Genomic DNA, 14,137 nt, shown 5'->3' with positions numbered 1-14,137 from the left:
TACTTATCTAGTATATGAAATGTCCAAATATTAGGTGACGATACATCAATTAGAAAAACCCGATTAGACAGTCTAATCGGGTATATTTATTTTAGTCATCCAAAAAATCATAGGGAGAGACATCATTCATACCAATCATTGGATGAATAAAAGGGGCTGTTTCTACTGTTAGCTTTTGTTCAATGGAAACAGGCTCCTGCGTCACTTCATTTTCAACTGACACTGCCTCGACTTCCACAAGTTCTTCCTCAATTTCCATTGGGTTAAGTCTTGCACGTAAAGAGGTGAAACGCTGTAGGTCATCTGTACGTTGTAAACCATCTGCAAGTACATCTGGTTCACCACATAAAATCAAAAAGTTTTTAGCACGTGTAATACCTGTGTATAAAAGATTACGCCGTAACATTTTGGAATACCCTCTAACCACTGGCATAATGACCGTTTGAAACTCAGAGCCCTGTGATTTATGGATGGAGCAACAATAAGCTAGTGTCAATTGATTGAGATCGCTTCGTTGATAGGTCACTTCAATGCCATCAAAGGATACGATCAATAAATCTTGTTTTTCGACCGTCTCTTTCGCCTTAATAATACTAATGACCTCACCCATATCTCCATTAAAGACATTGCTTTCTGGTTGATTGACAAGCTGAAGAACTTTATCCTTTATTCGATAGGTTACATCCCCAAAGACTAGCTCTTTTCGTGTTCCAGTATCATTTGGATTAATAAGCTCTTGAATCATTTTATTTAAATTATCTATCCCAGCTGGTCCTTTATACATGGGTGCCAACACTTGGATATTACGGATTTCCTGACCCTTTGCGACAGCACTTTTGACAACCTGTGTTACAACGTTGGCAACTTGATCGGCTGAAGCCTTAATAAACGAACGATCAGAGGTTTTAGCTGTTAACTCTTTTGGAATCGTTCCTTTTTTTATTTGATGGGCAAGTTCAATAATCGTTGAGCCTTCTGCTTGTCGGTAAACATCTGTTAGCTCGACGGTTGGTAGCTGCTTGGATGCTAATAAATCCTTTAATACCTGTCCTGGACCTACTGGTGGAAGCTGATCCTGATCTCCTACAAAGACAACTTGAACATCTTCATGTAAAGCTTTTAATAATTGATGGGCAAGCCATGTATCAACCATGGACATTTCATCCACGATAATCAGCTTACCTGTCACTTCACGCTCTGTTTCTTCCTCTTTTTCTTGCCCTGTAAAACCGAGCAGTCGATGAATGGTCATCGCAGGTAGCTCTGTTGATTCGGCTAATCGTTTAGCAGCACGTCCAGTCGGCGCACAAAGAATAATCGGAAAAGGCTCCTCTTTTTGAGCATACTCTTTTGGATTTAAGGATAGGCCATGAAGCTTTGCATACACTTCTACGACTCCCCGTACAACAGTGGTTTTCCCCGTACCAGGACCACCCGTTAATATCATAACAGCTGAATTTAAAGCCTGCTCAATGGCATTCGCTTGTGTTTCTGCATAGGTAACATTGAGTAGCTCCTCTGTTTCTCCAATGGCTTTTCGAATTTCATCTTTACTAAAATGTTCAGCCTTATTATTCCGTTCGATAAGCGATAAGATTTTCGATGCAATCCCTACCTCTGAAAAATACAGTGACGGTAAATATAACCTTGTCTCTTCACCACAAATTTTGCCTTCTTCACGGAGTCCGATGCAGGCTTGAGAAATATCTTCGAATGGTATCTCCTGTCGTTGGCTTTGTTCAAGCATTTCCTTAACGAGCGGTAAAACATGTTCTGCATCTAGATAGACATGTCCATCTGATAAAGCTGCTGTATTTAAAATATGTAAAATCGCTGCTTTGACACGATCAGGATGTTTACCAGTTATACCCAATTTCGCACCTAGCTCATCAGCTCGAAAGAAACCCACCCCTTCCACATCTTCAATTAAGCGGTATGGATTTTCTGTCAGTAATTCAATGGCTTCTGTTCGATAGGTTTGATAAATTTTCATGCCAAGCTGTGGACCAAATCCCCACTCATTCAATTGAATCATGATCCGCTCTAAACCTAAGTTTTGCTCAATGGTGCGGTGAATGACTTCTTTTTTTTCAGCAGATAGACGCGGAACAGCATCGAGGGCATTAGGATCTTCTAAAATAACACGGAGTGCATTCGCACCTAGTTTTTCAACAATCGTTTCAGCTGTTTTTTTCCCGATCCCTACGAAGAGGTCACTAGATAAATAATGAATAATTCCTTGCTCAGTTGCAGGCACCTCTTTCGTAAATGTCTCAATTTGAAATTGAGCACCGTATTTAGGATGCTGTTTTAAAATACCAGTAAATCGATATTGTTCGTCCATTTGTAGTGGGGGAAAATAACCAACAACAATAATTTCTTTATCTTCATATTGCAAATTCGTCTCTTGAATTTTCACACGTACAATCGAATACATATTTTGCGCATTATGAAAGATAGAGACGATCGGACGTCCGAGTATAAAAAATTTATTGAGTTCAAATAAATCTAAATGATCTGTCATGTTCGGTCCGTCCTTTCTTATAGTTTTCAATCTTTTTATTTTACCATAGCCACATGAAAATATCGCAGACAAAAATAGATTCGCTTCGTTATTTTTACATTATTTTGACAAATGACAATTCTCTGCCTTTATCCTCCGTTCCATGCTATGATTAATATGAATTAGTTGCACGGAAGGATTGTGAAATTATTGGAATTTAGACCTTGCATCGATTTACACGATGGCAAAGTAAAGCAAATTGTAGGCAGCACTTTGGGATATACAAATCAAGCAGTTGTTGAAAACTTTATTTCTCAACATGACGCTAGCTACTATGCACAAATGTTTGCCCAAGATCGTTTAACAGGTGGACACGTTATTATGCTAGGCTCTGGTAATGAAGAAGCTGCCCTATCCGCTCTAACAGCCTATCCTCAAGGCTTGCAAATAGGTGGTGGCATTACGGCTGACAATGCTCAAAAGTATATTGATGCAGGTGCTTCGCATGTCATTGTCACATCCTATATTTTTCATGATGGTCAGCTCGATTTAGCACGTTTAAAGCGTTTAAATCAATTAATTGGTAAAGAACACCTTGTCATCGATCTCAGTTGTAAGATGCGTGACGGGAAGTGGTTTGTCATGACAGATAAATGGACTACATTTAGTCACTTCGAAGTCAATGCTGCGTCGATTGCCTATATTGAAGATTTTTGTGATGAGCTGTTAATACATGCTGTCGATGTTGAAGGAAAAAAGGGTGGCATGCAGGAAAGCTTGGTACAGGACTTAGCTGCTTGGACATCTATCTCAACTACTTATGCAGGCGGCGTCCGATCTATTGAAGACTTAGAAAGATTTAACCAATTAGCCAATGGAAAACTTCATGTAACCATTGGGAGTGCGCTCTCTATTTTTGGTGGCGATTTACCTTATACAGATGTAGTAGAATATTGTAAAAAAGGTGGGATTTTGTGAAGCTTATTTATAAAGATTATGTTTTTCCATTTCAAGAAACAAATTTAGAGAGAATTATAGATGGTAAATATTTCAAAGTGAATAAAAAAGATAATTCTCTTGCAATTCAAGTGCAACTTGACAACGAACAAATGTTATTGGAATTTTCAAAATCACTAAAGGCAACATGTGGGTTCTTACGTGATCAAGAAACTGAGCCTTATATCGGAACCTATATTGATTTACAAGTTTTCGTTGATGAGTTTAATAAGCGTTATAACTTAAATGCTGAAATTATTAGTTAAAACATGGGGACAGATGGTTCCCTTTGTTTTAACCTCAAATCCTCTTCTGCATTCTTCCTTGCCCCTATTTCTGAAACCTTTTCATTGTCATGTGAGTTATATATTGTATAGCATAAACCACAGGGGGCTTACATGACTAAACTACATATTCAAATTTTCCTACCTTATTTTTATGCTTCCCGCTCTTCTTATAGGGATGATCACCATAATCTCCTATAGCGTAGGCTTTCATAGTGGATACAGAACATGTTGGTATACAGGGTGTCCATCGGTGGATAACTTTTGGTCCGTTTAATTTTTATATAGTCTAATTGTTTATTTATGGAAGCTTTCAATCAATAAACATTTATCATTTACGATAGGATTCATGTTCCTCATAGAAGGTATATTATTCATGCAACCTGATGCAGGACAAATCACTGCGTTTGCTTGTGCATCCACTATTATTTTATGGAGAGCTATAGAAAATTCGATTTGGAAGTACATTTCACTGCTCTTATTCGCTTTTTTGTCATCGCATCATGGATTTTTCTTGATCATTTAGCTCCAGTCCCATATGTGGAGCAAATTATTTTTTAGTGGCTGACATGGGCAGTATTTTGCTTTTTTTAGGTGTTTTAGCACTCCTATTGTTAATTTATCCATTCTTTGTCCCATGGAAAAAAGATACCTTGTCATTAGCTTTAAGGCTTATATTTTCTAATGACAATCCTTGTCACGTTCGTGGGTCATTTTCCTATGCCTATTATGGGCTATGGAATTTCACCAATTATCGGCTATCTCATTGCCATCACAGCTATACAAAAATTAAAAATCGAACAAACCAAAAAAGAAAGGATTTACAAACGATGAAAACTGAACTAGAAGTAAACACTTTAAAATCATTTCAAACTGAATTAACACGCTTCTTTTTAGCTTACAAATTTGCTCTACAGGAAGTGGAAACGAAAATTAATATATTACAAGAAGAATTTAAGTTAATTCATGAATATAATCCAATTGAGCATGTATCTACACGTATAAAATCACCTAAAAGTATTTTAACGAAGATGATGAAAAAAGAGCTTCCTCCATCAATAGAGGCTGTGCGTGAAAATATCCGCGATATAGCTGGTGCTCGCATCACCTGTTCCTTCGTGGAGGATATTTACAAGGTAAGTGCCATGTTACAAGCACAGCATGACATGGAAGTTGTTGAGGTGAAGGATTATATAGCCAATCCAAAAGAAAATGGCTACCAAAGCTTACATCTCATTATTAAAATTCCTATCTTTATGTCAGACCATATGGAAAAGGTCTATACAGAGATCCAAATTCGTACAATTGCAATGGATTTCTGGGCAAGCTTAGAACACAAAATTTATTATAAGTATAACAAAGAAGTACCTGAGCATATTCGTCATGAATTAAAGGAAGCCGCCCTACAAGCAGCTGAGTTAGATCGAAAAATGGAGCGACTGAATAAGGAAATCAATATTTTAAAAGAAAATGAAGCCGAGCCTTCATTGCTAGACAGTACCCCAATCGCACATTTAGCGAAATACTTAACGGAACTACCTGGCAATAAAATAATTGATGACGCTTTATTCAAAAAGTAAATTTATTCTATGGTTTAGTCATCAAATGAAAAACCACCTCACACGCTGCTTGACCACAGAATGTGAGGTGGATTGTACTAGTTATTTGCTATTGCGCCTTCCTTGTGGATTTCGTTGCTACAAAAAAGGAGAAAATAAGTGCACCAATAGCAAAAATAAAGGTAGCTATATATACATAACTGACGCCATTGGCAATAGTGTCCTTTAAAAAGCTTACTTCTTCTAAATTAAACCCACCTTTTGCAAATTCACCATTTAATTGAATTTCACCTTTTCCTAATGAAATCATTTTTTCACTTGTTGCTAGATTGAAAATCATACCAAATAGCGCTGCACCAATCGCTTGGCTAAATGTATTTGTAAAGGAGTTCAAACCAATTGATATACCAAGTTGCTTTGGATCAGCCACCTTTTGTATGGAAATCATTAGCATCGGCATAATAAAGCCCATCCCTAGTCCAATTAATGATGATGCGAAATAAACGCTGAAATCATTAGAACCTGAAGATAGTCTTGCCAACAATAGTGTACCCGTAACAAGTAAAATCGTACCCATTTGGATAATGCGTTTATTTGTTAAACGACCGATTAAATAACCTGCCATAATCGAGTTCACCGTCCAAAAAATAGACATTGGTGTTAATAATAAACCAGCCTGCGTTGCATTTTTGCCTAAAACACTTTGGGCAAATATGGGAATATAAACGGTCACACCAATGACAATAGACATGCCACTTAAAGTTAATGCATTAATGACCATTAGTCGTCCATTTTTAAACAGTGTTAACGGAATAATTGGCTCCTCTGCTCGCAACTCCACCCAGATAAAAATACTTAGGAATACAAGAGCAACACCATACATTAGCAGCGATTGGCCTGATAACCAAGTTTGTGTTTTACTGTTTTCGATAATAACAAACAGTAACGCAACCATGCCAATTGTAAAAAATACTGCTCCTAAGTAGTCAATTTTACGCTTCACTGCCTCTAGTTGTTCTTTATAATGTTTAGCTATTAAATAAATAGAGGCTAAACCAAACGGTACATTAATGAAGAAAATAAAGTGCCAAGATACTTGGTCAACAATAAAGCCGCCAAATAATGGACCCACTACACCAGAGACGCCCCATACCATACTTAAATAGCTTTGTCCTTTGGCACGCTCTTTTTCAGTTTTAAACAACTCACCAACCATTGTTAATGTGATGGGCAAAATTGAACCTGCGCCAATACCTTGAATTGCTCGAAAAACAATTAATTGCTCCATGGATTGAGCTAAACCACATAACATAGAACCTACTAAAAAAATAATGATACCTGTAATAATCATCCGTTTACGGCCAAATAAATCAGCTAATTTACCAAAAATAATCGCCGCTATGGCTGAAGCTAGTAAATAAGCAGAATAAATCCAGCTTATTAAGTCTACACCTAATAAATCAGCCGTAATACTCGGAATAGCAGTACTAACAATAGTTCCCTCAATTGCAGCGAGTGCTGTTACAAGTAATAGTGCCATAAATACTTTATTCATTCTGTCACCTTTTCCTTTCCTGCATGACATACATTACCAAGTTTGAACTAGAATTAAAAGAGAAAGGGATTTAATTTATAAAAAAATAAACGATGTTTTTCTGTTTTACTAGATAAAATCAATAAAAAAGCAGCAGGAATGTTAATCAACATTCACTCGCTGCTTATTATCTATCAGTTAAATCGTTGAGCAATCATATCGTAAATATAACGTGCTTGGTCATATTCAGGTTGTAAGGTAAAGGCTTGTTTCAAATGATACATGGCATCTTCTGTTTGTTCAGTGGACACGGCATATAGTACGCCTAAATTATAATGTGCATCGGCATTATTCCAATCCTGTTCAATCAAGAGATCCAGTTCCTTCTTCCCTTCATCAAACATTTCTAATGCACATAGTACTATCGCATAAGCTAAACGAATCTGTGTATCTTCTGGAGCAATCTCTACTGCACGTTGTAAATAAGGTAATGCCAATTTAGAGTTATCCATACGTTCAAAGCATTTCCCCATCATATAATAGACATCGGCACCTTCAATATGATGGTTTAGCGCTTGCTCATATAGCTTCACAGCCTCGGCATAGCGTTCAGCATTGTAATATAAATTGGCTAGACCGTAATAGGCTGTAGCTGCTGATTCATCCACAGTGATTGCCTTTTGGAAGAAACGTTCTGCACGTTCAGTATCCTCTAATACGGCTAATAAATTGCCGAAATTTACATACCCAATAGCATTTTCAGGCTCTGCCTCAATTGCTTTTGTAAATAGTTGAGCAGCATCCTCATAACGTTTTTCTTGAAATGCTTGGATGCCCTGTTCATTATAATTCATTTGTTCTTCACCTCTATGTAGCGAAAGACTGCTTTTAGGAAGCAAAGAGGCCATAAAAGCAGTCTTAACGCAATTTATCCAACATATGTTAGTTTTTCATTACTTTTAAAGACTTCATCAATCGTTCCGCCACCCATACATTCTTCTCCGTTGTATAGCACTACAGCTTGGCCAGGTGTAATTGCACGTACAGGTTCTGCAAATGTAATGTATGCACGCCCATCTGGTAAAATTTCAACTTCTACTGGTGTATCGGTTTGACGATAACGGAATTTTGCTGTGCAAGAAAATTTCCCAGGCAATTTTTTTGTCGAAGTATAGTTCATTTTCACAGCTGTTAATGATGTTGAATACGAATATTCATTGTCAAAGCCTTGTCCGACAAGTAGAACATTACGTGCTAAATCTTTTCCTAGCACAAACCAAGGCTCACCGTCTCCACCAATACCAAGCCCGTGTCGTTGACCAAGTGTATAGTACATTAAACCATCGTGTTGGCCCATTACAACGCCATCCATTGTTTCCATTTTGCCAGGTTGCGCTGGTAAATATTGACTTAAGAACTCCTTGAAATTACGTTCACCGATAAAGCAAATGCCTGTTGAATCTTTTTTCTTGGCCGTAGCAAGGCCAGCTTCTTCTGCAATTTTTCGTACTTCTTTTTTCTCTATATCACCAATTGGGAACATTACATGCGCTAATTGCTCTTGCGATAACTGATTTAAAAAGTATGTTTGATCTTTGTTATCATCAACGCCACGTAACATTCTTACTTCACCATCACCACTACGATCAATTCGTGCATAGTGACCTGTTGCTAAATAATCGGCACCAAGGTTCATGGCATGCTCTAAAAATGCTTTAAATTTAATTTCTTTATTGCACATAACATCAGGATTTGGTGTACGCCCTGCTTTATATTCTTCTAAAAAGTATGTGAACACTTTATCCCAATATTGTTTCTCGAAATTGACAGCATAGTATGGGATACCAATTTGATTACATACTTTTATCACATCGTCATAATCTTCCGTTGCTGTACAAACACCGTTTTCGTCCGTATCATCCCAGTTTTTCATAAAGATTCCGATTACTTCATACCCTTGTTGTTTTAACAAGTATGCCGCCACCGATGAATCTACCCCACCTGACATGCCGACAACAACTCGAATTTTAGAGGGGTCACGTGTTTCTTTCATTGTGGTCACCTTTTCTTTTATCTAATTACAGTTTATGTTTCAATATTTTAACGAAACATAACATAGGTATTTTGCAAATTATTTTTTAGCTAGTTTTTTCACGATTTGAGCCGTTTTTTCTGCTGCATCTTGAATATCCTTTTCCGTTAAACCCTGCCCAAAGCTGAATCGGATGGAATTTCGTAGCTCCTCTGCACTTTGTCCAAACATTGCTACTAACACATGTGATGGATCAATCGACCCAGCGGTACATGCAGAACCACTAGATACACAGATTCCTGCCATATCAAGATTCACTAAAAATGATTCTACTTCCATGCCCTCAAAGCTAATATTTAAAACATGTGGCAATGACTGCTCTTCATCACCATTAACATGGAATGCTAGCTTTTCCTGTGAAAAAACAGCAAGCATAATTTGCTTAAAGTGATTGTATAGTGAACGCTTTTCTTCACGCAACTCATTTGCAACTTGCACGGCAGTCGCAAAAGCTATAATGGCAGGTATATTTTCAGTACCTGCACGACGTTTTTTCTCTTGTGCGCCCCCAAGAGCGTAACTTGCTAACGGTGTTCCTGCTTTTTGATAAAGGAATCCAACACCTTTTGGACCGTTGATTTTATGAGCAGATACACTTAATAAATCCACCTGTAATTCATTTACATTAATGCACTCTAAGCCATAAGCCTGAACCGCATCTGTATGGAATATAGCACTATGCTCACGCAATAACGCGCCAATTTCAGCAATTGGCTGAATCGTTCCTACTTCATTATTTCCATACATAATTGTTACTAAAATGGTATCATCACGAAGGGCTTTTTGGACATCCTCAACCGCGACACGCCCTCTTTGATCGACAGGTAAATAGGTCACCTCAAACCCATCACGTTCAAGTTTTTCACAAGTATGTAATACTGCATGATGCTCTACTTGCGTTGTAATGATGTGTTTTCCTTCATTTGCACGGGCATAGACAGTTCCTAAAATTGCCATATTATCAGCTTCTGTGCCACCACTTGTGAAAATAATTTCCCCTGCTTGCGCACCAATTGATTTCGCCAATAGCTCACGCGCATCATCTAGATATTTCCTTGCTTCTCGACCAGCTTTATGAATACTCGATGCATTGCCAAATACCTGCTGCATAGCAGTCGTCATCGCTTCTATTACTTGGCCATTCATTGGAGATGTGGCCGCATGATCGAGATAGATATATGAATTCATGTTGAAAACTCCTTTTTAAACTCTGTGACATCCGCCAGAGGCTTTCGCTTGATTCAGTTAATGCTTGTAAAATCAATACAAGTATTCTTCACCCCACTATGACAGGGAGTCTTCCGTACTTGGTGGTTCATTTTAGTACAAAAACATTTGCTGAATCGAGATAAAAGCACAAAACCCACATCACTCATCGTAAAAATAGTCATTGGGATGTGAATAGTTCACAATCTCCCAATAAGATGAAGTGAATGCAGGAGTAGCGCTTTAGCTTAAACTATTTTAAATATAGAACATGTAGCCTTCCACTACATTTTCTTCTGTATATTGTGCTAAATCTTCAATTGTTGTTGTATCTAACACATTTTTTACTGCATCACGAATACGTAGCCATAACTCACGCTGAGGTGCTTCTTCATTTTCAATACCCTCTACTGGTTGAATCGGCCCTTCTAGCACACTAATAACATGGGCTGCTGAAATTTCGCTAGGTGGATTTGCTAGCATATAACCACCATAAGCACCACGTACACTTTTTACTAAGCCTGAATTACGAAGCGGAGATACTAATTGCTCTAAATATGCCTCTGAAAGCTCCTTTTCCGCCGCAATTTTACGCAAGGGAATTGGCCCTTCCCCATAATGCTTTGCTAATTCAATCATAATTGTAAGCCCGTAACGGCCCTTTGTTGAAATTTTCATTTTATCACCCTCAATTAGTCTAGTCAAAATACTACCAACAGTATATCATAATCTCCTCTTGATGAACTCGGAAATACACCTAGAAGGATATGATATACTAATTACAGCGATTCAAAATCGTTCAAAATCCATCTGAGTGCTTTATTTTAGCGTAAAAAAATGTATGAAGCAAAAAATGACAACGACAGAAAGGGGAAGTTATTTTGCACAATGAACCACTCGCTTTTCGAATGCGACCTTTAACCCTTGATGAAATTGTTGGTCATCAGGATTTCATTGGTCCCAACACAGCCCTTTATAAAATGATTCAAAATGAACATGTCCCTTCCATGTTGCTATATGGAGAACCTGGAATCGGTAAAACATCCATTGCCAATGCCATTGCAGGAAGTTCCAAGCTCCCTTTCTTCGCACTTAATGCCACACGAGCTGGCAAAAAAGATGTGGAAGATATTGTACAAGAAGCCAGAATTTCAGGGAAAGTAATACTTTTCTTAGATGAAATTCACCGTTTCAATAAACTACAGCAGGATACGCTGTTACCACATGTAGAAAATGGATCAATTGTATTAATTGGTGCCACGACAGAAAATCCCTATCATGATGTTAATCCAGCGATTCGTTCGCGCTGTGGAGAAATTTACCAGCTAAAACGCTTAACGAAGGAAAATTTAATCGAACTAGTTGAAAAAGCACTGGTTGATGAAAGACGGGGACTAGGTAAATATCATTTTGCCTTAACACCATCACAAATTGAACAAATTGCAGCCGCAGCAAACGGAGATGCACGAAAGGCATTAACTTTGCTAGAATCTATTTACTATGCCAGTGACGAGGTGGATGGACAAACGGTTGCTGCCGACCATGTTATTGAACATCTCATTAGTCGAATTGGGGTGTATGGCGATAAAAAAGGATCACATTTTTATAATTTACTATCAGCCCTGCAAAAGTCTGTGCGTGGTAGTGATACTAATGCTGCTCTGTATTATCTAGCACATTTATTGGAAACAGGCGATTTAGTGGCTGTCAGCAGACGCCTACTTGTTATGGCCTATGAAGATATTGGTCTAGCTAATCCCGACGTCGGACCTCATATATTAGCTGCTATTCAAGCAGCAGAGCGACTAGGGCTACCAGAGGCACGTATCCCACTTGCCAGTGCTGTCATTGAAATGTGCCTTGCCTCAAAGTCCAACTCAGCCATTGTGGCAATTGATGCTGCTATTAAGGCTATTCATGAAGGCAAAACAGGTGATATCCCTCATCATTTGCGAGATGGTCATTACGAGGGTGCAAAAGATTTAGGACACGTCGGCTATCAATATCCTCATAACACACCGATTGGTACTTTTGGTGGTTGGGTAGACCAGCAATATTTGCCAGACGAACTTGTAGGAACTGAATTCTACAAACCTGTTATTGCTGGTGAGGAAAAGCGCATGGCTGGCATCTACGACAAACTAAAATCATTTCAAGATAAGAAATAATAAAACAAAAGCAAAGTCACTATCTTAAGTAATTGCAATGACTTTGCTTTTTATATACCAACAGGATAGGCTGCTCTAGCAATCATCCTGTAAAGCTCGGGTTATTTGTCGTATATCGTTCTTGGTAAAACAAATTTAATGGTTCAGCTAAATGTCGAAGTAATGGCAAAATGGATTCTTTCACATCTCCTTCATTTGCCTTACTATGCAAAAAAACAATCAAATTATACGACTGATACAATAAGCTCGCGAACTCTTGATTGTTTTCTCTTACCTCAAAGCGAATTGCTTTTACAGCAATTGCTTGTGCAATTTTTTGTTCTCTTGTTTCACAGGAAGGCTCCTTACTTAATGCATCATCCGACACTCTGTATAACCGTTTTAATGCGCTATATACCTCTTTATTTCCACTAAATCGATCTTTTAACCATTTCAAGACAAATTGCAAAAGAATGACTGCATAGATAAGAGAAAGACATTCATCGCCTCGTGATTTTTTTGCTAAGCGCTGGAAATATTCTGCTTGTGTGACTAGTTCAAAAAGAATTAAACGTATTGGATAAAGCATGGCATGACCGCTATTAATGTACAGCTTTTCTCGGTCTCTATACATAGCCAACCAAATATCTTTGACCAATGAAATAGATTTCCTTGTTGAGAGCGCTAATTGACATTGAATAAGCTCCTGTTCAATTGTCGGTCGGATAAGCTGTAGAAATAAAAGTTCATCTTCCTCACTAACTAATAAAAGCGGCTTTTCCAAATTCGCCAAATCTATTTCTATTCCATTTACAATCATTGCTTAGCCCCCTTCCAATAAGTTCTTACAGCGTTAAGCAGAGTGAGCACATATATTACCAATTTTCTAACTATAATTCGACAAAAAAACATAAATACCTTTCAAGATAATATGCCTTTTTACTTTCTCCACAATAAAAAAGAATCCACGCTACTAAAAAAGGCAAGTAAATCACTCTCTTTCCACATCGAACATTGTAGAAAAACTGATTTAATTCCTATTAGTTACGTAGATTCTTGACGTATAGGCTATTTTCAGAAAATAGATAGTCTATTATTGTCTAAGGTCTATGCCGGAAGTTCTTGATCCACAAATAATTTAAACTGTTGAAGACATTGCTTCACTTCACCTTTTTGTGACAGCACTTCGTTGCGTATGTTTGTTGCTTTTTCTTCATCCTCTAGCACTTCAGTTAAAAGAGCCATGATATCTTCTAATAATTGCTCATTCTCTTCCTGCTCAATACTTGGTAAGGAATAGGCTGCTATGGTTAATAAATGCTCTACTTTTTCAGGTGTTTCTTGCAAAGCATTCGAAGAATAATAGGTCGATGCAGCTAAAAAGTAGCATAATTTTGCACAACAATCGATAAATAAATGCCAATACGTATTTGCTTTCGGTAATTCCCCTGCCCGCTGATTAATATATTCCTTATAATAGGTAGTGACTTGTATATATAAAGGATTCAATTCTCTCATGGCTTTCGGATAGTTGTTGGATGTATCCAAATAGTCAAATACAATGGCATTCATTTTCTCTTGAAGTTTCACAATATCTAAATGATCACGAATTACTTGAATTTCCATTTTCCCACTCTCCCATATGTCATTTGCTGTTTAGCTTCCTGGCTATTCACTGAGTAGCACCAAGCATCCCAAACAAACAGATCGATTATCTAATGGATGATTCAAATTATAGCAATAAACCATCTGAAGTAGTGTGGACATGAAAAAAATAAGACAATTTCGTGAATTAATAGCATTTTATGTACATAAG

General features: G+C 37.6%; 12 protein-coding genes. 4 read left to right on the top strand and 8 right to left on the bottom strand.

The features are described 5' to 3' along the window. Positions 1–91: 91 nt before the first annotated feature. Positions 92–2,524, bottom strand: coding sequence for an SF1B family DNA helicase RecD2 (gene recD2 / locus HCH28_RS04400; RefSeq protein ID WP_221679977.1), 2,433 nt, complete (start codon positions 2,522–2,524; stop codon positions 92–94). A 189-nt stretch (positions 2,525–2,713) separates the two neighbouring features. Here recD2 and hisA point away from each other — a divergent pair, with 189 nt between their 5' ends. The 3 genes from hisA (at position 2,714) to HCH28_RS04385 (ending at position 5,363) form a co-directional block, all read left to right on the top strand. Beyond that, a complete protein-coding gene (hisA, locus tag HCH28_RS04395; RefSeq protein ID WP_221679976.1) occupies positions 2,714–3,481 on the top strand; it encodes a phosphoribosylformimino-5-aminoimidazole carboxamide ribotide isomerase in 768 nt (255 codons plus the stop codon). Beyond that, complete coding sequence (locus HCH28_RS04390) at positions 3,478–3,765, top strand: hypothetical protein (protein ID WP_202341276.1); 288 nt, start codon at positions 3,478–3,480, stop codon at positions 3,763–3,765. The genes hisA and HCH28_RS04390 overlap by 4 nt, the downstream gene beginning before the upstream one ends. An 848-nt stretch (positions 3,766–4,613) precedes the next feature. Further along, complete coding sequence (locus tag HCH28_RS04385; RefSeq protein WP_221679975.1) at positions 4,614–5,363, top strand: GTP pyrophosphokinase; 750 nt, start codon at positions 4,614–4,616, stop codon at positions 5,361–5,363. Positions 5,364–5,451: 88 nt separating this feature from the next. On the opposite strand, the gene HCH28_RS04380 is transcribed toward HCH28_RS04385, so the two are convergent. The 5 genes from HCH28_RS04380 to cymR form a co-directional block, all read right to left on the bottom strand. After that, the gene (locus HCH28_RS04380) at positions 5,452–6,897 is read right to left on the bottom strand and encodes an MDR family MFS transporter (protein ID WP_221679974.1); all 1,446 of its coding nucleotides are present in this window, start codon (positions 6,895–6,897) and stop codon (positions 5,452–5,454) included. Positions 6,898–7,070: 173 nt separating this feature from the next. Continuing rightward, a complete protein-coding gene (locus HCH28_RS04375; RefSeq protein WP_221679973.1) occupies positions 7,071–7,730 on the bottom strand; it encodes a tetratricopeptide repeat protein in 660 nt (219 codons plus the stop codon). A 74-nt stretch (positions 7,731–7,804) separates the two neighbouring features. Beyond that, on the bottom strand, positions 7,805–8,929 hold the full coding sequence (gene mnmA, locus HCH28_RS04370) for a tRNA 2-thiouridine(34) synthase MnmA (RefSeq protein ID WP_221679972.1): 1,125 nt from the start codon (positions 8,927–8,929) through the stop codon (positions 7,805–7,807). A gap of 78 nt (positions 8,930–9,007) precedes the next feature. Further along, the gene (locus HCH28_RS04365; protein WP_221679971.1) at positions 9,008–10,156 is read right to left on the bottom strand and encodes a cysteine desulfurase family protein; all 1,149 of its coding nucleotides are present in this window, start codon (positions 10,154–10,156) and stop codon (positions 9,008–9,010) included. 276 nt (positions 10,157–10,432) lie between these two features. Beyond that, entirely contained in the window at positions 10,433–10,852 is a 420-nt protein-coding gene (gene cymR, locus HCH28_RS04360; RefSeq protein WP_004226809.1) for a cysteine metabolism transcriptional regulator CymR, read from the bottom strand. A gap of 203 nt (positions 10,853–11,055) precedes the next feature. On the opposite strand from cymR, the gene HCH28_RS04355 reads away from it, so the two are divergent. Further along, entirely contained in the window at positions 11,056–12,342 is a 1,287-nt protein-coding gene (locus HCH28_RS04355; protein ID WP_221679970.1) for a replication-associated recombination protein A, read from the top strand. An 82-nt stretch (positions 12,343–12,424) separates the two neighbouring features. On the opposite strand, the gene HCH28_RS04350 is transcribed toward HCH28_RS04355, so the two are convergent. Then, positions 12,425–13,141: a hypothetical protein gene (locus HCH28_RS04350; RefSeq protein WP_221679968.1), complete on the bottom strand. Its 717-nt coding sequence runs from the start codon at positions 13,139–13,141 to the stop codon at positions 12,425–12,427. Between the two features lie 287 nt (positions 13,142–13,428). Further along, entirely contained in the window at positions 13,429–13,947 is a 519-nt protein-coding gene (locus HCH28_RS04345) for a hypothetical protein (protein WP_221679967.1), read from the bottom strand. Between the last annotated feature and the right edge of the window lie 190 nt (positions 13,948–14,137).

The sequence above is a fragment of the Lysinibacillus sp. K60 genome, assembly GCF_019731275.1.
GTDB classification, from domain to species: domain Bacteria; phylum Bacillota; class Bacilli; order Bacillales_A; family Planococcaceae; genus Lysinibacillus; species Lysinibacillus capsici.
This window is presented reverse-complemented; position numbering and strand designations above follow the sequence as displayed.

What these genes read in the sequence shown, in the direction of transcription:
- recD2 (WP_221679977.1), bottom strand. Translation starts at nt 2,524, where the DNA reads ATGACAGATCATTTAGATTTATTTGAACTCAATAAATTTTTTATACTC.
- HCH28_RS04385 (WP_221679975.1), top strand. Translation starts at nt 4,614, where the DNA reads ATGAAAACTGAACTAGAAGTAAACACTTTAAAATCATTTCAAACTGAA.
- HCH28_RS04380 (WP_221679974.1), bottom strand. Translation starts at nt 6,897, where the DNA reads ATGAATAAAGTATTTATGGCACTATTACTTGTAACAGCACTCGCTGCA.
- HCH28_RS04375 (WP_221679973.1), bottom strand. Translation starts at nt 7,730, where the DNA reads ATGAATTATAATGAACAGGGCATCCAAGCATTTCAAGAAAAACGTTAT.
- mnmA (WP_221679972.1), bottom strand. Translation starts at nt 8,929, where the DNA reads ATGAAAGAAACACGTGACCCCTCTAAAATTCGAGTTGTTGTCGGCATG.
- HCH28_RS04365 (WP_221679971.1), bottom strand. Translation starts at nt 10,156, where the DNA reads ATGAATTCATATATCTATCTCGATCATGCGGCCACATCTCCAATGAAT.
- cymR (WP_004226809.1), bottom strand. Translation starts at nt 10,852, where the DNA reads ATGAAAATTTCAACAAAGGGCCGTTACGGGCTTACAATTATGATTGAA.
- HCH28_RS04350 (WP_221679968.1), bottom strand. Translation starts at nt 13,141, where the DNA reads ATGATTGTAAATGGAATAGAAATAGATTTGGCGAATTTGGAAAAGCCG.
- HCH28_RS04345 (WP_221679967.1), bottom strand. Translation starts at nt 13,947, where the DNA reads ATGGAAATTCAAGTAATTCGTGATCATTTAGATATTGTGAAACTTCAA.